Origin of the sequence: Chitinophaga filiformis, from assembly GCF_900102545.1 — a bacterium.
Lineage (GTDB): Bacteria > Bacteroidota > Bacteroidia > Chitinophagales > Chitinophagaceae > Chitinophaga > Chitinophaga filiformis.
Map to the genome: position 1 here is coordinate 126,827 of NZ_FNBN01000008.1, position 24,783 is coordinate 151,609.

The window sequence follows — 24,783 nt, forward strand, 5'->3', positions numbered from 1 at the left end:
TTTAATTGAAAAACCTGACTGATGAAACATTTGTACTCAACGATGTTCAGACTGTTCACTGTATGCCTCGCAGTGACACTGTACACAACGCTAGCAGCAACCGCTCAGATGACAGCGGTATCATTAGCCGGAACCAATGTTACGAATTCCGGGGGGTATTACGAATACGTTCCACCGTCCTATGCAGGCAGTAAGGAATCATTTCCGCTGATCATCTTCATTCACGGCATAGGAGAACTCGGTAACGGCACCACACAGTTGAAAACTGTGCTGAAGAACGGTTTGCCTAAACTGCTTAACAATGGTACTTTTCCCACCTCTTTTACAGTCAAAGGCAAGTCTTATTCATTTATAGTTGCCGCTCCGCAGTTTAAGAAAATTCCGGCTCCGGTAGATGTATTAAGCCTGATCAACTACCTGAAACGTAAGTACAGGATTGACAACAAACGTATTTATGTAACCGGTCTGAGTATGGGTGGTGGTGTTACGGAAGATTTTGCGAGCGCAGGCGATTCCTATGCACAAATGGTTGCTGCGGCTGTTCCTATTGCAGGTAATATGAACCCGAAACAGCTGCCCCGGGCTCCCAACACAGTAGCTAAAAACGATGTGCCGATGTGGTTCCTTCACAATAGTGACGACCCTATGGTACCTTCACAATATTCCAGGGACTGGGTATCCATGATAGAGGCTTATAAACCGGCCGCTAATCCGGAACCCAAACTCACCATTTTCAACAAAAAAGGGCATGATGCATGGACTACCGCCTATGATCCTTCCTATAAGGAAAATGGTATGAATGTATACGAGTGGATGCTGCAGTACCAGGCAGGTGTAACTGCAGATCCACCCCCTCCGCCACCCGCCGGCAATAAGAAGGTAATGGCGAAGACCAATGTCGGCAATGGCATGTGGTACACGGATGCCATGAAAGCCTTCAACCTGAATCCGGGCGATACGCTCTGTATTGCCGGAGGTGATTATGAGTTCATACAGCTGGGTAACCTGGTAGGTACCGCCGATAAACCGATCGTTATTACCAACTGCGGTGGTGTGGTAAGAACAGGTATCAAGACCCTTAAAACAGACGTTTCCTTCGGTATTATGGGAGGTAAATTCCTGCACATCACAGGTACTGGTACTCCGGGCATCGAATATGGCTTTGACGTGAATGGGAAGAACCTGTTGGGCATTGTAATGGAAGGAATGTACCTGGGCTCAGGCAGTAGCGATATTGATGTACACAACTTTTATATCCACGATGTAGGTTCCTTTATTGTGGCCAAGACCACCCAGGAATGCAACAATCCACAGTTCTGGGAAGGCAAATACATAATGAAGAATGTGAAGATTCACCACATCAAAGGCCGCTATGCAGCCTACGAAGGTTTCTATATTGGTAACACTCATTACATCATGGATTATGCCCTGTGTAAAGGCATCAAATCTCATCACATCCAGGACCTGGAAGTATACGACAATGATCTCCAGTACATGGGCCAGGACGGTATCCAGGTAGCCATGGCAGACATGGGAACCAACAAGGTCCATCATAATATCGTCCGTAACTATGGCACCAACAGACTGGATGCACAGAGTTATGGTATGCTGATGGGCGGCGGCTCCCGTGTAAGACTCTATGACAACGTAGTGGACCACGGTTATCTGCCCGGTATTGCATTATTCGGATCCGGTATCTCCTACGTGTATAATAATACTGTTTCCAATGTAGAGAACGGGGAAGGTATTCAGGTGGCAGATAAGCTGATCCTCGAACCCGTGACCGCCTACATCTATAATAATACGATCTATAATACAGGCAATAGCGGCATCAAGATATACGCCTACCTGACCACTGTTGGCCATAGAGTATATAACAACCTGATAATTGAAAATTCCCTGGGAGGCAGCTATCCTACGGATGGTATTTACATCAGGGGAGCGCAGAATATTAAATTCGACTACGGCAATAACCTCTTCTCTACTACTGCAAATGCAGGTAAAGTAGTGACCAATGTAGCCGGTGGTGATCTCCACCTTGTTGGTAGCTCAAAAGCGGTCGATGGTGGTAAATCAGTGGCCGACCTCGGACTGACAGACGACCTTGATGGTAACAAACGCCCTATGAACAAAGGCTTTGATGTAGGCGCCTATGAATACCAGGGAACCGCAGCTCCGGGTAGTGGCAATGCAACACCTGTTGCCAATGCCGGGAAGGATATTACTATCACCCTGCCAACAAATACTGTAACACTTAATGCCGCAGCATCCACCGATGCAGATGGTACTATCAGCAAATATGCATGGTTGAAACTGTCCGGACCAGCCGGAGGAACGATCACCAATGCAGCAGTAGCTACAACCAGTGTAACCGGACTAACTGCCGGTACCTACATCTTCAGGCTGACCGTAACCGACAACAAGGCGGCTACAGACATGGACAGCATCATCGTAAAAGTAAATCCGGCGGCGCCAAACAAGGTACCTGTAGCGAATGCCGGCGCAAATACAGCCATTACGCTACCAGTTAATACAGTAACGCTCGATGGTTCTGCTTCCTCAGATCCCGATGGTAAGATCACCGGGTATGCCTGGAAGAAAGTAAGCGGTCCGGCTGCGGGTACATTTACCAGTTCTGCGCTCGCCAAAACCACGGCAACAGGTCTCGTGGAAGGTACTTATGTATTCTCCCTGACAGTGACTGACGACGATAAGGCTACCGCTACCGCAAGTGTGACGGTAAAAGTGAACCCTGTCGCAGCGCCAAACCAGGCCCCTGTGGCCAATGCAGGCAATATGCAGAGTATAACCCTGCCAACCAATAGTGTAACGCTGAATGGATCTGCTTCAAAAGATGCTGATGGTAAGATTGTGAAATATGCATGGAAGCAAATAGCAGGGCCTATCACCGTGAAGATCACCAGTGCAACCCTGGCAAATACCACAGTAACGGGCTTCGAAGGAGGTACTTATACGTTCTCCCTGACCGTCACCGATGATGATAATGCTACATCCACTGCAAACGTAGTAGTGAGAGTGAACCTTCCTGCGCCGGATATAGCGCCTGTGGCCAACGCCGGACCAGACCAGACAATCACACTGCCCAGCAATACAGTGAACCTGAACGGAAGCGCCTCTAAAGATGCAGACGGTAGTATCGCGAAATATGCATGGAGGAAGTTAAGCGGTCCCGACGGAGGTACCTTTACACAATCTAACGTGGCTGTCACTCAGGCAACTGACCTGGTAGAAGGTACTTATGTACTGACGCTTACTGTTGCGGACAATGATAACATGATAGACACTGATACAATGAGAGTAGTGGTGAAACCTGCGCCGGTTGCTAACAAACCACCTGTTGCCAGTGCAGGCGCCGATGTGACCATTACATTGCCGGTTAACAGCGTGATCCTGAACGGAGCCGCTTCTTCCGACCCGGACGGTGTGATCACCAATTACCAATGGCAGAAGATGTCTGGTAAAGACGTACGCTTCTCCAACTCACAGGGTATTATTAACGTAGTATCTGCACTGACAGAAGGCACTTATGTATTCGAACTGGCGGTAACAGATAATAAGAATGCTACTGCCAGAGACCGGATGACGGTAACCGTACTGCCGGCTTCCACCAGCAACAATAACAGCAAGGCGCCTGTTGCCCGTACACAGGGCGACCTGACCCTGACATTGCCTAAGGAAAGTATGACTGCCGACGGTAGCGCTTCTTATGCAATCAACAGCACGATTACTTCTTATGCATGGAAACAGGTGTATGGTCCGATGGCGGCCAGCTTCTCCGCTCCAAATGGAAGGAGCACGAAGATTTCCGGTATGTCATTCCCTGGCAGTTATGTGTTTGAGCTGACCGTCACCGATGAGAATAAACTGAGCGCCCGTTCTACTTTCGAAGTGACCGTGCTTGAGGGAGAGGGAGATACCTTCGTGCCTGAGATCATGACATATCCGAATCCGGCTGTCAGCACATTGTACTTCAAACAACGTATGAAGAACGCAACGCAGGGTACTATCACTATCTACAACATCTCCGGTAAGGCACTGAAGAGCTATAACCTGCCGGCGGGTGATAACCAGCAACAGGCACTCGATGTATCATCTCTGCCAATGGGTACATACATTCTGCAGGTGGTATACAAGAAGAGCACTTATAAATGGAGTACGAAGTTTATAAAAGCTAATTAACAGATCAGGGGACCTTTTCCCATAATTTTGTAGCGGGGTTATACTGTTTGATGAGTCTTGCAGGATTCCCGGCTACAATGCTAAATGGGGGAACATTTCTGGTAACAACGCTACCCGCTGCTACCACGGAATGTTCCCCTATTTTTACGCCCGCTGTGATCACTGCATTCGCACCAATCCAACTGTCAGCACCGATGTTGATCTCTCCTGTAGTACAGGGCTGCATACCAATGGGAACAGCAATATCCTGGTAACCATGATTAAGCCCCGACATCACCACATTCTGTGCAATGATCACATTGTCGCCAATAGTAACAGGGCCGATCACGACATTGCCTATACCCACCTGCACATTGTTGCCGATCAGTACATCGCCCATCCCGTTGTTGATGGTGGCAAAATCGTCGACGATGGACTTAGCACCCAGTGTGAAGTTGTTAAAAGGGAATACGTCGAGCCGGGTATAACGGCGCACGATAGCGCCTTTCCCTCTTTTATGTATAAAACGGTTCACCACCAGTCTTACCCACAGGCGGGGTCTTGCCTGGCCTTTGGGCATTATCATGCGGTGTGCAAACTGTTTAAGTCCGGGACTACTTTTGATTTTCTCTTTCAGGCTTGTAAATGTACTCATCTGGTCATGCGGTATTTAAGATTGCCTCATAAATGGCTGTTACAGAGTTTTCCCAGCTATGGGAGCGGGCAAACGCAATACGTTCCTCCTGCAGGGCAGGACAATCTTCTGAAAGCGCCCCGCTGATCAGCGTAACATACTCATTTGCATTCCGGGCAAGGTACGTGTGTGAATCGAATAGCTCCATCGTCCTGGTGGCGGTGGCTACTACCGGTTTTCCTAAAGCGAGGTATTCATCTATTTTTAATGGATAATTGCCTACGGTCAGTACATTTACCTGCTGCGGATTGATACATACATCAAAAGCCCGGATATAGGCCGGCAGCTCCTTCAGCTCCTTTCTGCCCAGGAAGTGTACATTGGGCAACTGATGTAGTACTGATTGCTTAAAATACTCATCTTCCGGCCCGACCAGTACGATAGACCAGTCTCTTTTCTCCCTGGCAATATGCTCAATAATGCCCGGATCCAGCCGGAGGGCATTCAATGCACCCACATAACCTATACGCGGTCCTTTTATGTTGGCAACATCCGCAGGTACAGCATACTGTTGTGTTACATCAAACAGTGAGAGGTCACAGCCCTGACCGACATAAAAGCTGTTCGGATTATACTTTTTGAGCATATCCGTCAGGTAGGTGGAATTTGCCAGCGCCACATCTGCTTTAGCGATATGCTCAGGCTCCAGCTTTTCTCCGTGTTTTTTCCAGTAATCCACGCCCAGCAGATAATCCCGGCTGTAATAAATATAAGTAGCCGGCTTGAGCAATTCTTTCATGTAAAAACCACGAAAAATATCGTTATCATTGAAGAGGATAACATCGGAGAAACCCAATGCCGTGATCGCTTCATGAATGCTTGCGGCAAACTTCCTGTTATTCCGTTTGTTTAACCAGGAGAAGAGTGGCCGCGCCTTGGCCGGCAGCCAGTTGATGGATTCAAGTACGGAAGAAGGATAATAGCTCCAGAGATTTTCTCCGACCGGTACGATCGCAGGTTCTTTCTTCTGTAAAGTTTTGAGATGATAAGAGATATTGGGATCATCCTTTTGTTGTAGTATGGTTCGCCGGTCAAGTGGTGAATTGACATATAACACACGGTTATGGCGAGCGAATTGTAACGCTATATTCTTACAATTACTTCCTATAGGGGTATACCACTGCTGTAAGCCAATGATAACAATATCCCGGTTCCTGATGAGTGACACTGCAGTTAAGAATTATGGTGATATAATTGCTTATTGAGGTCTCAAGGGAGCATGGCTAAAAACGACCCAAATATAACTACTTTTTTTACATTATAGAAAAGCAGTAGTAAAAGATAAAAGTGGACTATTTTATGACTTCAAAACACACACCCGAAACAATCGACATCAGGCAGTTAACCGCCGAAGATTATCTGGATCTGAAAGAATCGATGGTATCTGCATACGCAGATATGGAAGGCAGCTACTGGCGTGAACCTACCATCCGCCGGCTGATGGAGCTTTTTCCCGAAGGACAGATTGCCGTTACCGTAAACGATAAGGTGGTGGGCTGCGCATTGTCTATCATCGTTGACTACGGGAAATTCGGTGATGAACATACGTATGAACAAATAACCGGTTATTATACTTTTAGTACACATGACCCTAAAGGGGATGTCCTCTATGGTATTGAAGTGTTCGTACATCCTGACTATCGTGGCCGGCGACTGGCAAGGCGGTTGTATGATGCCCGCAAGACACTCTGCGAAAGACTGAACCTTCGTGGTATCGTAGCCGGTGGCCGTATCCCCAATTATCTGAAGTATGCGGATGAGATGTCGCCCAGGGACTATATCGAAAAGGTACGCGATAAGGAGATCTATGATCCTACACTGACTTTCCAGTTCTCCAACGACTTCCAGGTAAAAAAGATCCTGAAGAATTATCTACCGCATGACGAAGCCTCCAAAGGCTTTGCCACCTTGCTGCAATGGTATAATATCTACTATGAGAAAGACATAGATACCATCCGCTACAACAAATCTATCGTTCGTATAGGACTGGTGCAATGGCAGATGCGTGACTACGGTAGCCTGGAAGGCTTTATGCAGCAGGTGGAATACTTTATAGATGCCGTAAGTGATTATGGCTCGGACTTCGTGGTATTCCCCGAACTGTTCAATGCCCCGCTGATGGCTGAATTTAATCAGCTGGACCAGGCTGGCGCTATCAGGGGAGTGGCGAAATATACAGAACAACTAAGGGACCAGCTCATACAGCATGCTGTGTCTTATAACGTGAATATCATCGGAGGCAGCATGCCGATTGTTATTGACGAGGCCCTCTACAACATCTGTTACCTTTGCCGCCGTGATGGCACCTACGAAGAATATATTAAAATGCATCCAACACCCAGCGAAGTATATGCCTGGGGCGTGAAAGGTGGCGACAGGCTGAAAGTGTTCGATACAGATTGCGGAAAGATAGGTATCCAGATCTGCTATGATGTTGAGTTCCCCGAACCCTCCCGTATATTGTCCGAACAGGGAATGCAAATATTGTTTGTACCCTTTCTGACCGATACCCAGCATGCGTTTAACCGTGTGCGATTCTGTGCACAGGCCAGGGCTATTGAGAATGAATGTTACGTTGCCATCGCCGGCTGCGTAGGCAACTTACCCAAGGTCAATAACATGGACCTACAATATGCACAGAGCGCGGTACTGACACCTTCTGATTTTGCCTTTCCCGTTACCGGCGTGAAAGCAGATGCCACCGCCAATACTGAAATGGTCGTTATTGCAGATGTAGATCTGGTACTACTGAAAGAACTAAACGCATTCGGTAGCGTACAAACGAAGAAAGATATGCGCAAGGACCTGTATGAGGTGAAATGGAAGAAGCCCGGTAAAAACAGTTGATAGCTCCATAATGTACGCAAAACGTAATCATTCGCGTCAATAGACCCCTTTAGATTCTGTTTGTAGCCCGGGGCGACAACCCGCGGGAATATGTCCCGAAAAACCATCCCGATGATTAATTTTGCGTTACAGAAACAATAAAAACATATGGCACACAAGATCAATCTGGCATTGCAAATCCTTCCTTCCGTACCCAGCGACCAGGTATACGCTGTCGTAGATGAAGCAATCGCCGTAATCCAGGCCTCAGGCCTGAAATACAGGGTATGCCCTTTCGAAACGGTGATAGAAGGCACTTACGACGAATGTATGGAAGTAGTCCGCAAGGCACAGGACGTCTGCTTCAAAGCCGGCGCCTCACAGCTGCTGGTATACGTAAAAATGCAGATTAAAAAAGATGCGGATGTCAGCATTGAAGATAAGACCGGCAAATATGACTAAGCCATATTTATCTGAAAAGGAAATACATTTCCAGCGATAACAAACCAAGGATCATTCCGGCAGCAAACCGTATGCACTGCTGCTTACTGGCGTGGATATAAGGTGTCAGCAGTATGATGAACAGGGGTGTAGCCTGCGCTACATACCTGGAACTGAAAAGAAGGGTAGCCTTAAAACTGGTAGCCAGCATCAGAAGGGCTGCCAGTAAAATAAACAGGAAAAAAGGTTCTGTACGCCGTTCCATCCACTGCAGGAACGAACAGTACAGAAAGTACAGTGCAAGAGTTATCAGCAGGGGAGAGATGAGATAGGGGTATACCTGCATGACGGCTGCCGGAAAGATCTTTTTCATTGCTTCATTCAAAGGAGCATATCCGAAGTGCAGCCAGTAATAGTTCACCGGCAGCAATACGATATACAGGAGTATTAATACCAGCAGCGTCAGGCGCCGGTAGATAAACCAGCCTGGGGCTATGATCAATACAATAAGCGCTCCGTAAGCAAAAGCCAGTATCCCATGCCAGGGCACGATACCTCCCGTACTGAGGACAGCCTGCTTTGGCGGTATCAGACCTCCCCAGATCAAGAATACCGGTATACAGCAGAGCAAAGCTACGCCCATGTATATACTGACATTTATCCAGCGCTTCCATTCCCCCGCTGATTGTAGCAGTAACAACAGTGCAGCAGGCACAATCACGATAAAAGACCAGGAACCCAGTATCGCCAGTCCCAGGCACAGTCCCGCCAGCAGGGCTAAAAAGAGGGCGGGGGCGCGGTGTTTGTACGTGTAATCCAGCGCCAGCTGTAACAGCCATATTGATAGTGTTGCAAAGAACATCGGAGGTATTTCCGTTAATGCCATTCCTGCTACCTGCCATACCATCGGCACCGCCATGATATGTAATGCCGGCAACCATACGCTTTTCTTTATTCTCCGTTGCATCCTCCGTATAATGGCCGCCAGTAGCATAATAATAATCACCAGCAGCACGGTATTCACTAGCCGGATCTCCGGCGTCTGTAAATGCGTGACAGGCTCCAGTGCATAATGTATAAACTGATATAAAGGCCCGGGCGCCTGCTTGTCTATGTTTAACAGGAAAGTACGGGACAGTCCGTATTGCTCAAGAAGATGAACATTGGCAATAAAAATAGGCTCATCAAATAGCGGTGCCTGCCAGTGTAGTGTAGTAATGACCAGCAGGAAGAGGTAACCGGCAATACCGGAAGCAAGTAATAATTTCTCTTGTGCATTGGGGCGTAGCATGTTCGTAGTTCGGTAGCAGACCATCCACAGACCGTAGTGTATCGCTCACCTGCGGTCTGTGGATCGTCTCCTTTTTATTGTCGGCCGAACACAAGGTAAGCTATCACCAGCGTAAATATGATATTGAAGAGCTGTGCAATGATAAACGCCATTGCAGGACGGCCATTCTCTATTTTAAAGATATCCGTGAATTTGGTCTCCAGTCCTATACAGGTAAACGCTATTGCGAACCAATATGTTTGCAATTCCTTTAAAGGACCCTTAGTGGCAGTTACTGTATCGGGAGACAGTAAAAAGGAAAACAGGAGGGACGCCAGTACGAAACCCAGTACAAACTTTGGGAAACGCTCCCAGATAGTACGCAGGGTTGGCTTTTCATAACCTGCATCCTTACGGGTATAAGACCAATAGAGAGAGATAAAGAAGGCCGCCAGTCCAAGTAATACGTTCTGTGAGAACTTCACCAGGGTGGCATATTTTAGTGCTTCTTCTCCCAGGATGCTGCCAGCGGCTACCACAGCACCAGAGGTATCGATCGTACCACCCAGCCAGGCGCCGGCCACAGCGGGCGACATATGTGCCCAGGTGGCGATATATGGCATGAACAGCATCATGGGAATGGCCACAATAAGCACCAGGGAGATGACATGAGACAATTTCTTATTATCCCCTTCAATAGCGCCCGCAGTCGCAATGGCAGCAGAAACACCGCAAATGGATACCGCACTGGAGATCATCATACGGAATTCATCGTCCAGTTTGAACTTGCGGCATACCCAGAAACTGAAATACCATACGGTAAACACCACGGCTACAGATTGCAGAATACCCAATCCGCCGGCTTTCACCAGCACCTGGAAGAGAACGTTGGTGCCCAGCAGCACCAGGCCTATCTTGATATACAGTTCGGTCTGTATAGCTGGCTTCAGTATAGCAGGTATTCCTATCAGGTTACTGATCAGCAGTCCTAATATCAGGCTGAATAGTACGACCTCTACCCCAAAATCCGTCAGTGTTTTATTACTGGTGATGAATTGTGCCAATAAGGTAATAAAGACGATAAATAACAGGGACACCAATAGTTTTACAAACTCGACCTTTCCTGTAAAAGCTTTCGCAAGCAGCAGACTGCCAAAGACCCACAGGAATAAGATCCCTGTTTGTTTCCATATGGCCACTCCCCCGAATTGTGCCGTTACAAGGGAGGCATCACTCCAGACGGGTATCTTCGGAAATACTGGTTTGAGACCCAACAATACCAGTCCAATAGTCAAAAAAGCAATAATAACAGCAATCCAGTCTTCGTGTAACGTTTTCTTAGGCATGATAGTAAGCGACATTAAATGAATTAAGAGTACCTCTTGGTGGAAGCGGATTTATTGGTGGTGGCGCCCAAGTTAATAAAAGAATTTATTTATTATAAAAGAAAATGTATCCTATCACGATGGCGGCGATCAATCCCACTACATCAGCGATCAGGCCACAGGTCAGCGCATATTTTGTCTTTTTGATGTTCACAGAGCCGAAATACACTGCCAATACATAGAATGTTGTCTCCGTTGAGCCTTGTATAATACTGGCCAGACGTCCGGCAAACGAATCCGGTCCGTGTGTTTTCAGGATGTCAACCATGAGCGCGCGGGCAGCGCCTCCGCTGAGGGGTTTCATTAAGCCAACGGGGAGCGCAGGCACAAAGTCCGTATTCATGCCCATAGCAGCAAACAGGCTGGCGATGCCATCCAGCACATAGTCCATGCAGCCTGTATTCCTGAAGGCGCTGATAGCCACCAGCATGGTCACCAGGTAAGGGATGATGGTCACAGATACCTGGAAACCTTCTTTCGCCCCCTCTATAAATACGTCATATACATTGATCTTTTTGACAACACCCAATGCCAGGAATCCTACGATAATGGCAAAAATGGTGAAGCCCCCTACAAAAGCTGTGTATTGCGCCAGCTGCTCGGTGCTAAGGTAAGGCATCACATAATACAGCCCCAGCAGCAGCAAACCGAACACAGCGAAGGTCAGTATGATAGGCGCTTTCAGCAGGTTAATACGCTGGTAGATAGCCACCGCGATCAGACCAGACACAAAGGAGATAATGGTACCGATCAGCGTAGGAATAAATATCTCAGCGGCATTATGGGAACCCGCGGCAATACGCAGGGCGATGACAGAGGTCGGGATCAGGGTGATACCAGCAGTGTTCAATACCAGGAACATGATCTGGGCATTGGTAGCCGTATCCGGTTCCGGATTCAGTTCCTGTAACTGTTTCATGGCCTTCAGTCCTACAGGAGTGGCGGCATTGTCCAGTCCTAAAGCATTGGCACTGAAGTTCATGAGAATGGAACCCATAGCAGGGTGTTTTTTAGGTATTCCCGGGAAAAGCTTGGAAAAGAAGGGGTCTACCGCCCTTGCCAGGATGCCGATCATTCCACCTTTTTCCCCCACTTTCATGATCCCCAGCCAGAAGGTCATAATACCTGCCAGCCCCAGCGAGATCTCCGCCCCGGTTTTGGCGCTCTCAAACATGCCATTCATAACAGTGGAGAACACGGCAGTATCCTGGAGGAAAATCAGCCTGCAAACGGCCACAACAAAAGAAATCAGGAAGAAGGCCAGCCAGACGTAGTTTAATGCCATATAGTGTGAAATGATTGAAAGCCAAATCTAATGGCAAAAATTTAATATTAAAAACATAAATCTGTGTTATGCCTGAGTGGTCATTCCGTTCTCTTGATATTGATAGCTAAAAAAGCATTATCTTCGCGCAAATTTTTTAAAAATGGCGTTACAAGTAGGAATTGTTGGATTGCCGAATGTAGGAAAGTCGACATTATTTAACGCGGTAAGCAACAGTGCAAAGGCGCAGGCCAGCAACTACCGTTTCTGTACAATTGAACCTAACGTAGGACTTGTAGACGTACCGGATGAAAGGCTGAGAAAGCTGGAAGAACTGGTAAAACCAAACCGGGTAGTTCCTACCACCATCGAATTCGTAGACATTGCAGGCCTTGTAAAAGGCGCCAGTAAAGGTGAAGGTCTTGGTAACAAGTTCCTCGCTAATATCCGTGAAGTGGATGCGATCGTACACGTAATCCGCTGCTTCGAAGATGATAACATCCTCAGGGAAGAAGGTGCGATCAACCCCGTGGGCGATAAAGAGATCATTGACACCGAGTTACAGCTGAAAGACCTCGAGAGTGTGGAGAAAAAGATCGCACGTACCGAGAAAATGGCAAAGACCGGTGGCGATCCAAAAGCTAAAAGAGAGTTCGAAATCCTGAAACAATGCCAGGAGCACCTGGAAAAGGGTAAAAATATCCGTGAGCTGGGATTGAGCAAGGAAGACCGCGTAGCGATCGCCGACCTGTTCCTGCTGACAGAAAAGCCGGTACTCTATGTAGCCAACGTAGACGAAGCCTCTATGCTGACCGGCAACAAATTCTCCGAGCAGCTGCAGGCTTCCGTTAAAGCGGAAAACGCAACTGTAGTGGTAATGAACAACAGTATCGAAGCCCAGATCTCTGAAATGGAAGATCCAGCGGATAAAGAACTGTTCCTTTCCGAATATAACCTGACCGAACCAGGCCTGAACCGCCTGATCCGTGAAGCATACAACCTCCTGAACCTGATCACCTACTTCACTGCAGGTGTACAGGAAGTAAGGGCATGGACTATCCACACCGGTTGGAAAGCACCACAGGCTGCGAGTGTGATCCATACCGATTTCGAAAAAGGTTTCATCAAGGCAGAGGTGATCGCCTATGATGACTATGTAAAATTCGGCTCTGAAACCGCAGCCCGCGATAATGGCCGCTTGCGCATAGAAGGTAAAGAATACATCGTGAACGATGGTGATGTAATGCACTTCCGTTTCAATGTATAAAGATACTCAGGGTTTATCCGCTGAGGGGTACAACAAATCTAAGACGCCCTGGGGACGGCCCCGGGGCGTCGCTATTTTAGGGGTACATGAAACAAGGCTCGAGGCCTGTTCTCACGCACATTAAATTGAAAGACTATTTAAAATAAGCGAAATATTCAAGCGTCATTTTGAAAAAGGGGATTAATCCCCTTTTTGCCTTTCTGCGATTGTCGTGTTGGAAATTAGTTCTAATTTTCAACTGTTATTACAAACTCCAATAGTAACTATCCATAATTATTTCCAGATAGTGTATTTCTGGCACTGGTGCATCACCAGGGCGGCTGGAATACTATTGTTAAGACACTTAGCTTTTAATCCCTGAAATATGACTATAAATTCCCGATTTATGTATGGCCTCCTGATATTAATAGGTATCGGAGGATGTAATAAAAAAACACCCTTTGACCCCTATGGCCCCGGCCTGGCCGAGAGACTCAATGCCTATAATAATGTTCAGCCGAATGTTAAAAAAGATACGCCTGCATTATTTATCGACTTCTCAGCAGGTATTAACAACGCGTTCAGTACGTCTACTGTAAAAAGCTTACTATCAGAATGTTTTAATACAGTACTGACTGATCAATTCGAGGTATACAAACTGGGATCTAATGAGGTCACTCCATTACCTGTGACGAATACAACACAGCTGGGACAGGAAATAAGCAACCAGGGGAATTACAAGGATATCTGGGCGCCTATCCAGCAGGCGGTAAATAAAATTACAGCTGCCGATAATGATGCACTTCTGATTACAGACTTCGAAGAATGGAACAACAAGACGGAAGTCACCAGTACAGCCTATCTGAAACTACCTTTCTCAAAATGGCTCGCCAGGGGCAACTCAATCCATTTCTTTATAGTAGACTATAAAGAAGGGAATGTAGACAAGCATATTTACTTTACCATCTTCAACAGCGCCAGTAATTTACTGTCTAAACTCGCGCCCAAACTAGCCCCCTATAGTACAAGGTTTGATTTATCTACGAGTACCTATCGCTTATCGACAAATTATACTGATCCTAAAGCCGGCGGTATTTACAATGATAAGAATGCTTTAGATCTGAAACCGGATCAATATCTCAAAAGTGAAAATTACGAATATTATCCATTAGGACTGGATTGGAAAAACATAGCAGAGATACATAAGGAAGAAGAAGTAAATGACATCTTCCGCAATCTCTTCATTGACTTGAGTAATCAGGATAGCTATTCTTACAAAGCATTTGAAGTCCAGACATTCAACGCAACGGAAGATTTCGAAAACTTCGCAAAAGCAGATTTTGCGCTGCATCACCCTCCTGCAATGACCAAGGGAAAAAACGGAGAAAACAAAATCTCCGATGAGGAAAAGGATCCATTAACCCTGGACTGTTATAACGAGGACGGTATAATAAAAGATGCCTGTACATACCACGCGCAGACATTAAAACCGCTCTCCAATTACTTCCGCCTCAATCAGTCCTTGTTTGATAATACCTGTAAAAGTGATAGTAAGCATGTGGAATTAGGTGTTAGCTTCGACCCGAAGTTTATGCCTGCAGATGATACATTATTGAAGATAAATATCGTGTTGACTGCCGCGACCCCTAATGTCGATAGCCCCAAGCTGGAGAAATTCAAATGGATAAATGCAAAAGGAACTCCCAATACCGCATTGTATGAATCAGTTAAAAATACCTTGCTGGAGCTCAAGCCAGAAAACAAAATCATCTACACCTACTATATGAAAACAAATCAAAATTAACTATTACCATGGAATCAATTACTGCTTACACCGTATCCGTCATCATTACCCTGATCTGTCTGTTCATCGCTGCTGTCATTGCTAACCTCATCAAATTCGAGGGTGGCAGCAAACCCAGAGATCCCAGGATCAGAAAAGTATACTTTTGGGTATTCTGTCTGATCAATCCCATACTCATTTTCCTGCTTGGATTTTTCGTCTTCATGCCTGATGGGAACAGGAGAGTAATAGGCAATTATATGATGGCATTAAGCATTGGCACTGTATTGGGTTTCTTCTTATACATCCTGTTGGGCTTTATTCTTAGCCGCATTTTCACAAATGGTAAGTTAGGTCACTGGTTTTAATCTGATACTATCATGGATAAATTATTTGTTATCGCCGTTGGCGGTACGGGCATGCGCTGCCTGGAAGCCTTCACTCATCTCAGTGCAATAGGCATGTTCGACAGCAGGGAAATTGAGATCCTGACACTCGATACAGATCAGGCCAATGGCAATAAAGGCCGCGTGGAAAAGCTGATCCAGCTATACAACCGGATTAAAGCCGGAGGTACGCCCAATGCAAATACCTTCTTCTCTTCGAAACTAAACCTCTATAGGTTTTACACTAACTACTCCGGCCAGGGCAGGGAAAACTATAAAAATATTACCAGGTTGAATTCGGGTACCCCTGAACAACAAAGAGCGAATAAGCTGATCTCTGACCTGTTTTTAGATAATGAGTCGGTGCAGGAATTCGATCTGTCTCACGGCTACCGGGCGCAAACTCACCTGGGATCCATGCTTATGTATCATGGCATGATTGAAGCCGCGAGAAATATTGTAAGAGGCACAGATATCAAAGTACAGGAGCGGGAACTGGATGAATTTGTTACAAAACTGGAACTCGCCGGACAGGATGCAAGAGTCTTTATTTTCGGCTCCATCTTTGGGGGTACCGGTGCGTCTTCTATTCCTATTATTCCAAAGGCCTTGCAGGATTTTATTAAAATCAGGTCAAAGGGCGCTTCCAGCATAGACTTTTCCAAGGCTAAATTCGGCTCAACGCTTCTCACTGAATATTTTACTTTCAAAAAACCTAACGATAAACAGAAAGCCAGCAAAGAAAACAGCATCATTGCAGATGCCTCTTATTTCCCATTGAATAGTCAGGCTGCTCTGCAGTTTTATCAAAGCGACCCGACAGTACAACTATGTTATAAAATGCTGTATCATATTGGTTGGCCGGTGGAAAGTAAACCTGTGGATAATGCAACGGACACTAACCAGACTATTACCGGTGGCGCTACACAAGAAAATGCCGCTCATATTACAGAACTACTGGCTGCCTGTGCTGCGTACGATTTCTTTACCAGAACCAGCGGACTGGATGTAGATAAAACTGAGTACGTATATAAGGCTGTAGACTTTAGTAATGGCGCCTTTAGTTTCTCTATTCATGACTTTGTAGGCAATGCTAACAAAGCGGGAGAAAGATTTGCTAATAAAATCGGTGCCTTGTTTTCTCTTGCGCATATTTCACTCACCGTAAATAATGCAGCGAATGGTGATGCCGGTATCAAAGGGTTCATCACCAGGTGCCAGGAACAAAAGATAACTCAATACAACACTATCACCGATGCCGAATGTGACGAAATCAATGACTACTTCAAAGCATTCGCCTATACGTTTGAAAACACGCGATTTACACCAGGCTGGCTTTACCAGGTAAGGAGCACTGTAGCCCCGGGTACCTTCATCTTCGATAGCAAGGCATTCCCTGACAACCTTTCAGAACTCAAAAAACTGGATGTGGGGACCATCTTCCTGGATGAAAAGAATCACTGGCCCAAAGGCGGAATACTCGCTAACAGATATGACTCTTTTATTAAAAAACTGATCAATCTGGGACCGGAAGAAGATCAACAGGTCAATACCACAAAGGAGAAATTCCTGGCGCATATCTATAACGCAATTACTCATTCACAGGGTTTCCATTTAATCTGAAATTACAATGAGCAATAAAATAAAGGCCTTAACTATTAAGGTACACCCTAAAACAGAATTGCAGGGCGTTCAATTTGCCTGGGACAGAATCCCTCAGCTGGAAGTCTTTACCAGGAATATTATCATTCCTGAAATAGCGGTAGAACAGGATGGTGCTGCCGCTGTAAACATTGGTACCCTTGTATCTGGTATCCCAACCGTATTTGCCAGAGCTGCGCTGTTCGAAAGTGCATTGAACAATATCATTGACAAAGATGCCGATGCTTCAGGGCTCATGCTTTTTTATAAATCACTGGTCAGCGAATGGAAAGGATTTATCAGTTGTATCGCGCTAAACTATAAAGATATTGAGGTGAATAGGGTACCACTGGTTTATTCAGATGGAAAAAAACTGAGTGATACGGAGAATATTTATGAACCCACCGGCGCCTTCGGTAATGCATTGTTTGAAAGACAACCACTCTGGTGTGATCAATCGCTGGCCGACAATGCAGAGAAAGTTCCTTTTATAGATGTGATCTCTTTCAAAGGAAATGTTGTGGGTGGTACGTCTCCTGATTGTTTTCTGTTTACCTCTGTCTCTTATAATATTAAAGGAAAGTATCCTTTTATTAATATTCAAAGTGGCCGCTTTGTCGATCCTTTAAAATCAGACCTGCGACCAGAGGAGCTTAAAATAATATATGGATATGCCAGGCACATGCTGGAGAATATCCAGCAATTCAAACAACACTTCAGTAATCTGCCCGCTGATCTAAGGCCCTCTTACGAAAACATTAGCGCCTGCCTGCAGGATTGGATAAAGGATATGGTGAAATACCAGGAGCAAAGAAACTTTGCCAGAATGGATAACCCAAATCCTCCGGAGGTTGGATCGCTGTTTACACTTCCTTTCAGTAAGCTGTTCAATTATTCTACCCTATTATACGGATCCGAAGGCATCATCACACAGGGCGCCAGTTCAGAATTCAGTATCCCATTTGATCCCAAAGACCTTTTGCTGACTGATGCTACCGAAATTGCCCAGATTGACTTCGGTAAAGAAGGCGCAGCAACGAAGCATTTCTTAGCCAATAAACCTATATTGTTATTGGCTGCTGAAACCAAGGGGCAACCCAATAATTACGCTTACTTCGCTTTACCACTGACGCCGCTGGCCTTGAATGTCTTTGGAGCGAACCTGGATGCATTGACAGGGCTTTCCCCCGCTTCCAATGTGAAATCACGTATTACTGCACTGTATGATCCTAATGACAAGGATGGAGAGAAATTAATTGTCCACCTGAAACTCTTTACAGATACGGGGAATGAAATCATTAAACAGGTCGTATATAAGGTAACCCAGGAGTCTATCATGGGCAAGGATATCCTGCTATGGCCCAACTACATTTCGAAACAATGGAACAGGTATTTCCTATATTCTGAGATACCACACAATGATGCGAAATTTCAGGCCACACCCTTTATCGGAAATGTAAATGACGACTTCTTTCGCATTGCCCTGGATGAAAAGGGGATACCATTGTACCTGGCAGAAAAGGGACGGGCATTGTCCGTGCCAGGTATAAAAGTGCAGTTGCATGTAGCCTCAAATAACGCGGTGGCTGACAACAAGTATAAGTATGAAATCTACGAAAGCAATCAGCCGTTTAAGGGCATCAGATTCTCGCATGCCGGGGTGGATTGTGGTTTTGGCATTATACGGTACAAGTCTTTTGGCGATGATCCTGCCTTCCCCTGGAATATGCTGAACACGACCAAGGCACTGTCTCCTGCATTCCTGGGCGTTGATTTTGGAAGTACAAACTCCTCCATTGCCTACTACTCCGATAGCGACAAAATGATCCGGGAAGACCTGAAACTGACTAACAAACGGATATCATTGCTATCCACCGATCTGAAAAATAATGACGAACGCCCGGCAGTGGAAGATGAAATATTCTTCTTTCAGAATGATGAAATACTTTCCAATTCAATAAAGTCTGTACTCACCATTCACGATCCCAGGAGGATTGTCAATGAGAAAAACAGCCAGTCTGATTTCCTCCTGGCACAAGCCGTCAAAGGTGGATTCCCCTGTTTTGAAAAGAATCTTCCCATCGATAGTGCATTGGACAACCGGTATTTCCTCACTTATAACCGGGTAGGGAAAGCGGAGCTGGTGTACAACATGAAATGGTCTTCACAACGGATTGATAAGAGCTATAAGACGGCGTACCTGAGCACATTGATGCTACATGTATATGCACAGCTCTTCGTAGAAAACCATGAGCCGCATACCTTAAAATGGTCTTATCCTTCCTCCATGGGAAAAGATCTGTTAGGTGAATACCGGGCTATCTGGGATTCTCTGGTAGATATAAGTCCTATCAACAATGGCGTAGCCCTGAAAACGTATCCGCCTTCTGATCTGTCTGATATCGGCGATGTACAGGGGGGTACATGGAGTCTGGACAGTGATGCCGGTTCCGGCTGGGGAGCTGCTGAAGAGAATGGCTGGGGCACTGAAGTAGATACCAAGAAAAAGGAGGTTGTGGAGATTCCTTTTGATACAGCACCTATCCGTTTTGACTTCAAGCTATTAGGGAACAAGGAATCCCTGTCAGAAGCATGTGCGGTGGCGAATTATCTCGTCAGACCCAATGGCGGCTATTCCCTGAACCCGGGAGAATTGGTCCTCTGCTTTGATATAGGGGGAAGTACGACCGATATCACAGCTCTTTGCCAGATGTCTGGCGGGAAGGCGATGATCAAACAGAACTCTATCCGCTTTGCTGCGGAGCGAATGGCCCAGGCTACCCGTTATTCTCCCAACTTCAGAACAGTGTTGCTGAAAATGTGTGAAAGGAAAGGGATTTCCATACAAGGACTAAATAAGGGAGAGAATAAATTTTCTGAAAATACCGCGCCCTATTATTTCGAACAGGTATTGGACCGGTTGGAGCATACAGACTTCAATACCTTTTACCTGCTCATTGCTGCTGAATGTAAGGAGATGATGAGTGTGAACCTGTATATCACCGGATTGATCATGTTTTACGCCGGCCAGCTAGTACATAAATTACGTACTGAAATTGTCCGCTCGGAAGATGCCCCACCTGCGGTGAAAAATACACCGCCGAAAATAAGGATTGCCTTCGCCGGTAAAGGCGCCCGCATATTCGACTGGTTCAATGCTGTGGATCCTTCTGCTGCCAATACTTATTATACCCAGATGTTCATCAGGGGTATTGGCGGCGAAGCAGTAGCCAGAAAGACGATCATGCCTGTGAATCAAAGTCCGCTGAAAATAATAGATATCAATTCTCAGAAAGGAGACAGCTATACAGATGTGAAATACGAAGTGTCCAAGGGCTTAGCTATCCCTACTGACATTACGAAGATACTGGTACCTACAAATAAGCAGGCGATCGAGATACTGGGCGAGGATCATTTTTGTATTGTCATGCCGAATGGTGAATTTAAATACCTTGAATCTACGAATTCCATCACACCTGAGATGCTGGAGCACATTGGAGATTATTTCATCAATTACCCGCCACAGGGCAGCCAGCCTTGTCCCCGGTTCATGGATTTTGCAGATCTGTTTTATAAGGTCGCCTCTTCGATGTTCGGACTTAAAATGAGCTCAGCCGACTTCATGGCTGGATTCCATGACATGAATATAGAAAACTATATCAAAGGTATACCAGAGTTTATCGAAGCGAAAAAGCGCAAGCTCGATGAACAGAAGAAATTTGATTATGTGGCGCCTGTCATCATCCTGGAAGGAATGAAGTTCTTTGAAAAGCATCTGCTAAAAGGAATCAAAATCCAGTAAGCCATGACCTACCGCGTGCTAGTAAAAATTTCCAGGCGTGCAGTCTCTTTCTGGTACCAGACTAATGGTAACGGGTATGCGCCTTTAGTTATAAAGGATAGCAATGAAGTGCAATTGTACTTCTATGTAAATGGGAATGATTTCATATTTGGAAATGCCGCCCGGGATCTGTTTCATCAACATCATCCTAATGCATATGGCAACTATTTTGAGATCATAAAGGATCCGGCGAAGCACTTCATTATTTATGGCAATAAGAAACCTGTAAAGCAGCTGTTCTATTACGGGATTGAGCAGTGCCTTTCATTCTTTATCAATACAGTATTATATAAAAGTGATTCGATAGAATCATATCGGCAGCATTTTGCGCTGCATTTTTTATTCGATGTGGATATAGAAGACAAAGAGAAGGCGCTCATAGAAAGTCTGTTTATTGATGCCGGATACTTCAATACCAGCAGTGTGAATTATGATATAGCACTGTTTGAAGTATTAGTGAAACACCTCATCATTAATCCCCGCAATAATGTGTTGTTGCTGAATGGCCTGAATGGTACATTATACTTTAAGCTGTTTAAGGACTTTCAACAGCCGCCGGTGAACAGGTTATCAATGAAAGGCCAGGGTGCCGATCCCCGGGTAAAGTTGCTGGCCGAAATGATCATAGAATATATCATCGCGCAACAATCATATCTTTCCCTTGATATGGAGAAAGAAACAGGTGCAATATTACCTTTCTGTACAGAGCAGCTTTCTCACCTTACGCCCCTGATACGGGGAGAAGTTGAATTGACAGATGGTAAGAGGCATTGGTTTGTGGTCAAAGAACGTAGTCTGAATGAACGCCTGCAGTACTATTCAAATGATCAGGCGGTATATGCCAACATCGATGACTTGCTGGCTGAGAATAAACTGAATGTAGACAATACCATTATTTTATTGGAAGGAGAGGAGATCAGTACCGCATATTTTTTGAATAAGTTATTGAAGAGATACCCGCATGTGAAAATAGTAGAATCAGTATGGCTGAAAGATACGATGGAGTTGATCTTTTCCGGATTATCGAAGAGAATTACTGCACCGCCGCCCTTACCTCAGGCGAAGCCAGCGCTGCCGCCTGTAAACAGACCGCCGGTTACAAATGCAGGAAAACCTCCCTTACCACCTCCTTTACCACCATCAAAAAAATAAATTATGGCAATTCAACTGGAAAAAAAGAAACCGTTTTCCCTGGAGAAGACCAAACCCGGGCTTAAGAAAATTGTAGCAGGGATTGGGTGGGATATAGCTCATGTAAATGGACACGATGTAGACCTGGATCTCTCTGTCTTTATGATGGGACCAAACGGCAAAATGCCCGAAGACGCATTTTTTGTCTTCTATAATAACGATACCAGTCCTGACGGCGCTGCCCACTATCCGGGTGACAACCGCGATGGATCCGGAGAAGGAGATGATGAGGTCATCTCGGTTGATCTTGATAAAATAGATCGCAGGATTGAGTTCCTGTACTTTGCTGTGACCATCGATCAGGCGGAAGTTCGCGGACATCATTTTGGGTATGTCAGGAATGCCTATATCAACATCCGCAATGCGGCTGATAATAACGTCTTATGTCAGTACAAGCTCAATGAAGAATTTAAGAATGAAGACTCCCTGATCATTGCGACCCTCTCCAGGAACAATGGACAGTGGGATCTGGAGGCCGTAGGTCAGGCATTTGCAGGTGGACTGAATACACTGGTTGAAATGTATCAATAATAATCATATGGCAAGTTTTAATTTAACCAAGGGAGAAAGATTTTCCCTGTCAAAAGCTGCTCCCGGGCTTACTGTTGTAAGAGTAGGTATGGGATGGGACCCCAATGATCAGCCGGGAGGACCTGACTTTGATCTTGACGTATCTGCATTTGCCTTGAATGGCAATTTTAAGATCCCTTCCGACTCTTATTTTGTTTTTTATGGGCAGGTACGAATGGGAAATTGCATTGAAGACCGTGAAGAGAAGGGCTTATTCAGGCCAATCACCAGGGATGGGGCTATTATGGGTGCTATAGATGATCCTGATGGCAGAAGAAGTGATGGAGAGGATGATGAAGACATGTTCATTGATCTTTCTAAAATCAAGGCTGATGTTGAGCAGATCATTATCTGCTGTACGATTTGTAAATATCCGCATGATAATAAGAAAGACAGGCGCACACTAAATCTGAATTTTGGTCAGGTAGATGATTGTTATATCAGAATAGTGAACGAAAGCACAGGCGAAGAGATTTTGCGTTATGATCTCAGAGATAAATACACGAGGGAGGATGCGGTCGAGTTTGGGCGTTTGTTCCGTGTAGGGAATTCCTGGGAGTTTGAAGCGATGGGCCGGGCGCATACAGGTAGCTTACAGACATTGGTTGATATGTACACTTAAAAAAAATCATATGCCTTTTAATCTCAGTAAAAATAATGATCCTGTTCCGGAGAAGAAGAGTAATGCATGGGTGGGCGTAATTTTGGCGGCATCGGTTGTGGGGGTGGGAGTATGGTATTTTATACCTAAGAGAGAAACAGCCGCTGCGGAGGTAGCGATGTCTGCACCGGCCCCGTCATCTGCTACGCCGGATACTACTACAGCTGTTGTGCCTTCTGCTGCTGCTGCTAAAGCGGCTTCGGATACTGTTGCTGTATCTACGGCTGTTAATACTACTAATACAGCTCCCGGTGCTGCTGCGCCTCCCCGTATCGCAGCTTCTTTCAATAAAGGAACTGCTGCACCCATCGCTATTTCCGACGAAATAGTAAATGAAATAAAACAAGGGCACAAAATCACCATCTACGGTTATGCCAGCAGTGAAGGAGATCTGTCTGTGAACTTAAAGCTGGCAGCTGAAAGAGCGGCGTCATTTAAACAATACCTTATCTCCAGAGGTATAGATGAAGGCATGATCACTGCCGTTGGTAAAGGCATTGACAACCCCATCGCTTCTAACAATACTGAACCAGGCCGCGCAAAAAATCGTCGTGTAGAAGTGCATATTGAATAGCTAAAAAAGGTATAATGAACATATCACAGGATTTAATCTTGCTCTGGAATGATATTATTCATCATCCCGGTACGAGCATCGCTATTATCTGTAACCTGATCATCATCGAAAGCCTGCTTTCGGTAGATAATGCTGCTGTACTGGCGACGATCGTAATGGACCTTCCACAGGCTGAAAGAGGGAAAGCATTGAAATTTGGTATCTGGGGAGCCTATTTGTTTCGTGGCCTGGCCATGATCTTTGCGGCGGTACTCGTAAAGATCTGGTGGCTGAAGCCTTTGGGCGGTTTTTATTTATTATACCTGGTATATGATTGGTACCGCAGTAAGCAGGAGCGTAAAGAAGAGGAGTCAGTCGATAAAAATAATAGTTGGTTGTATAGGATAACCGTTGGTACTATAGGTAATTTCTGGGCCACGGTCTGTATTGTGGAAGTCATGGATATGGCCTTCTCTATCGACAATGTATTTGCTGCGGTGGCTTTTACGCCTAATATCATTCTTGTCTGCACAGGAGTATTCATCGGAATTTTCGCCATGCGATTTATAGCCCAATGGTTTGTAAAGCTGATAGAGAAATACGCCTTTTTAGATACAGCCGCCTTTATTGTGATCGGTATTTTAGGTATTAAACTGGTATTGTCGCTTTTTGAACATTTTTATCCGGATCATTCATTTAGTATACTATTGGCCAGTCACACGGCAGATATAGCTATATCGGTGTTGACTGTGATCGTGTTTTTTGTACCTGTTATTACTTCGGCATTGTTTAATATACCGGGAAAAAGTGTGGGCTGATTTCCGGATATTCGGTGTTTTATAAGGGAAAAAT

General features: G+C 45.5%; 18 protein-coding genes. 13 read left to right on the plus strand and 5 right to left on the minus strand.

Annotation, left to right across the window (positions count from 1 at the left end):
- Positions 1 to 21: 21 nt before the first annotated feature.
- Positions 22 to 4,200, plus strand: coding sequence for a PKD domain-containing protein (locus BLR32_RS26370; RefSeq protein WP_089836288.1), 4,179 nt, complete (start codon positions 22 to 24; stop codon positions 4,198 to 4,200).
- Positions 4,201 to 4,204: 4 nt separating this feature from the next.
- On the opposite strand, the gene BLR32_RS34565 is transcribed toward BLR32_RS26370, so the two are convergent.
- Complete coding sequence (locus BLR32_RS34565) at positions 4,205 to 4,834, minus strand: acyltransferase (protein WP_089836289.1); 630 nt, start codon at positions 4,832 to 4,834, stop codon at positions 4,205 to 4,207.
- A 4-nt stretch (positions 4,835 to 4,838) separates the two neighbouring features.
- Complete coding sequence (locus tag BLR32_RS26380; RefSeq protein ID WP_089836291.1) at positions 4,839 to 6,041, minus strand: glycosyltransferase; 1,203 nt, start codon at positions 6,039 to 6,041, stop codon at positions 4,839 to 4,841.
- A 131-nt stretch (positions 6,042 to 6,172) separates the two neighbouring features.
- Between BLR32_RS26380 and BLR32_RS26385 the strand changes: the two genes are divergently transcribed.
- Both BLR32_RS26385 and BLR32_RS26390 read left to right on the plus strand, forming a co-directional pair.
- Positions 6,173 to 7,720 carry a GNAT family N-acetyltransferase gene (locus BLR32_RS26385; protein WP_089836293.1) on the plus strand — a complete coding sequence of 516 codons (1,548 nt, stop codon included), beginning with the start codon at positions 6,173 to 6,175 and terminating at the stop codon, positions 7,718 to 7,720.
- A gap of 147 nt (positions 7,721 to 7,867) precedes the next feature.
- Positions 7,868 to 8,161: a thiamine-binding protein gene (locus BLR32_RS26390; protein ID WP_089836295.1), complete on the plus strand. Its 294-nt coding sequence runs from the start codon at positions 7,868 to 7,870 to the stop codon at positions 8,159 to 8,161.
- Between the two features lie 7 nt (positions 8,162 to 8,168).
- Here the strand turns inward: BLR32_RS26390 and BLR32_RS26395 are convergent, their stop codons facing one another.
- The 3 genes from BLR32_RS26395 to BLR32_RS26405 form a co-directional block, all read right to left on the minus strand.
- Positions 8,169 to 9,431, minus strand: a complete 1,263-nt coding sequence (locus tag BLR32_RS26395) for a glycosyltransferase family 39 protein (protein ID WP_089836296.1) — start codon at positions 9,429 to 9,431, stop codon at positions 8,169 to 8,171.
- A gap of 74 nt (positions 9,432 to 9,505) precedes the next feature.
- Complete coding sequence (locus tag BLR32_RS26400) at positions 9,506 to 10,756, minus strand: YeiH family protein (protein ID WP_089836298.1); 1,251 nt, start codon at positions 10,754 to 10,756, stop codon at positions 9,506 to 9,508.
- A gap of 85 nt (positions 10,757 to 10,841) precedes the next feature.
- Positions 10,842 to 12,080, minus strand: coding sequence for a nucleoside recognition domain-containing protein (locus BLR32_RS26405; protein WP_089836300.1), 1,239 nt, complete (start codon positions 12,078 to 12,080; stop codon positions 10,842 to 10,844).
- A gap of 142 nt (positions 12,081 to 12,222) precedes the next feature.
- Here BLR32_RS26405 and ychF point away from each other — a divergent pair, with 142 nt between their 5' ends.
- The 10 genes from ychF to BLR32_RS26455 all read left to right on the plus strand — a co-directional run bounded on the left by ychF (position 12,223) and on the right by BLR32_RS26455 (position 24,749).
- Positions 12,223 to 13,326, plus strand: coding sequence for a redox-regulated ATPase YchF (gene ychF / locus BLR32_RS26410; protein ID WP_089836302.1), 1,104 nt, complete (start codon positions 12,223 to 12,225; stop codon positions 13,324 to 13,326).
- Positions 13,327 to 13,690: 364 nt separating this feature from the next.
- Entirely contained in the window at positions 13,691 to 15,109 is a 1,419-nt protein-coding gene (locus BLR32_RS26415; protein WP_143011599.1) for a hypothetical protein, read from the plus strand.
- 8 nt (positions 15,110 to 15,117) lie between these two features.
- On the plus strand, positions 15,118 to 15,456 hold the full coding sequence (locus BLR32_RS26420; RefSeq protein WP_089836306.1) for a hypothetical protein: 339 nt from the start codon (positions 15,118 to 15,120) through the stop codon (positions 15,454 to 15,456).
- A 12-nt stretch (positions 15,457 to 15,468) separates the two neighbouring features.
- Complete coding sequence (locus BLR32_RS26425) at positions 15,469 to 17,097, plus strand: hypothetical protein (RefSeq protein WP_089836308.1); 1,629 nt, start codon at positions 15,469 to 15,471, stop codon at positions 17,095 to 17,097.
- A 7-nt stretch (positions 17,098 to 17,104) separates the two neighbouring features.
- Positions 17,105 to 20,917 (plus strand): hypothetical protein, encoded by a 3,813-nt coding sequence (locus BLR32_RS26430; RefSeq protein WP_089836310.1) that lies wholly within the window; start codon positions 17,105 to 17,107, stop codon positions 20,915 to 20,917.
- Positions 20,918 to 20,920: 3 nt separating this feature from the next.
- The gene (locus tag BLR32_RS26435) at positions 20,921 to 22,108 is read left to right on the plus strand and encodes a P-loop NTPase family protein (protein ID WP_089836312.1); all 1,188 of its coding nucleotides are present in this window, start codon (positions 20,921 to 20,923) and stop codon (positions 22,106 to 22,108) included.
- 3 nt (positions 22,109 to 22,111) lie between these two features.
- Positions 22,112 to 22,678, plus strand: a complete 567-nt coding sequence (locus BLR32_RS26440; protein ID WP_089836314.1) for a TerD family protein — start codon at positions 22,112 to 22,114, stop codon at positions 22,676 to 22,678.
- A gap of 7 nt (positions 22,679 to 22,685) precedes the next feature.
- A complete protein-coding gene (locus BLR32_RS26445) occupies positions 22,686 to 23,339 on the plus strand; it encodes a TerD family protein (protein ID WP_089836646.1) in 654 nt (217 codons plus the stop codon).
- A 10-nt stretch (positions 23,340 to 23,349) separates the two neighbouring features.
- The gene (locus tag BLR32_RS26450) at positions 23,350 to 23,952 is read left to right on the plus strand and encodes an OmpA family protein (protein ID WP_089836316.1); all 603 of its coding nucleotides are present in this window, start codon (positions 23,350 to 23,352) and stop codon (positions 23,950 to 23,952) included.
- Between the two features lie 14 nt (positions 23,953 to 23,966).
- Positions 23,967 to 24,749 (plus strand): DUF475 domain-containing protein, encoded by a 783-nt coding sequence (locus BLR32_RS26455; protein WP_089836318.1) that lies wholly within the window; start codon positions 23,967 to 23,969, stop codon positions 24,747 to 24,749.
- The last annotated feature ends 34 nt before the right edge of the window (positions 24,750 to 24,783 follow it).

Excerpts from the sequence above, each read along its gene's own strand:
- BLR32_RS26370 (WP_089836288.1), top strand. The coding sequence starts at position 22 with ATGAAACATTTGTACTCAACGATGTTCAGACTGTTCACTGTATGCCTC.
- BLR32_RS34565 (WP_089836289.1), bottom strand. The coding sequence starts at position 4,834 with ATGAGTACATTTACAAGCCTGAAAGAGAAAATCAAAAGTAGTCCCGGA.
- BLR32_RS26385 (WP_089836293.1), top strand. The coding sequence starts at position 6,173 with ATGACTTCAAAACACACACCCGAAACAATCGACATCAGGCAGTTAACC.
- BLR32_RS26390 (WP_089836295.1), top strand. The coding sequence starts at position 7,868 with ATGGCACACAAGATCAATCTGGCATTGCAAATCCTTCCTTCCGTACCC.
- BLR32_RS26395 (WP_089836296.1), bottom strand. The coding sequence starts at position 9,431 with ATGCTACGCCCCAATGCACAAGAGAAATTATTACTTGCTTCCGGTATT.
- BLR32_RS26400 (WP_089836298.1), bottom strand. The coding sequence starts at position 10,756 with ATGCCTAAGAAAACGTTACACGAAGACTGGATTGCTGTTATTATTGCT.
- BLR32_RS26405 (WP_089836300.1), bottom strand. The coding sequence starts at position 12,080 with ATGGCATTAAACTACGTCTGGCTGGCCTTCTTCCTGATTTCTTTTGTT.
- ychF (WP_089836302.1), top strand. The coding sequence starts at position 12,223 with ATGGCGTTACAAGTAGGAATTGTTGGATTGCCGAATGTAGGAAAGTCG.
- BLR32_RS26415 (WP_143011599.1), top strand. The coding sequence starts at position 13,691 with ATGACTATAAATTCCCGATTTATGTATGGCCTCCTGATATTAATAGGT.
- BLR32_RS26420 (WP_089836306.1), top strand. The coding sequence starts at position 15,118 with ATGGAATCAATTACTGCTTACACCGTATCCGTCATCATTACCCTGATC.
- BLR32_RS26425 (WP_089836308.1), top strand. The coding sequence starts at position 15,469 with ATGGATAAATTATTTGTTATCGCCGTTGGCGGTACGGGCATGCGCTGC.
- BLR32_RS26430 (WP_089836310.1), top strand. The coding sequence starts at position 17,105 with ATGAGCAATAAAATAAAGGCCTTAACTATTAAGGTACACCCTAAAACA.
- BLR32_RS26435 (WP_089836312.1), top strand. The coding sequence starts at position 20,921 with ATGACCTACCGCGTGCTAGTAAAAATTTCCAGGCGTGCAGTCTCTTTC.
- BLR32_RS26440 (WP_089836314.1), top strand. The coding sequence starts at position 22,112 with ATGGCAATTCAACTGGAAAAAAAGAAACCGTTTTCCCTGGAGAAGACC.
- BLR32_RS26445 (WP_089836646.1), top strand. The coding sequence starts at position 22,686 with ATGGCAAGTTTTAATTTAACCAAGGGAGAAAGATTTTCCCTGTCAAAA.
- BLR32_RS26450 (WP_089836316.1), top strand. The coding sequence starts at position 23,350 with ATGCCTTTTAATCTCAGTAAAAATAATGATCCTGTTCCGGAGAAGAAG.
- BLR32_RS26455 (WP_089836318.1), top strand. The coding sequence starts at position 23,967 with ATGAACATATCACAGGATTTAATCTTGCTCTGGAATGATATTATTCAT.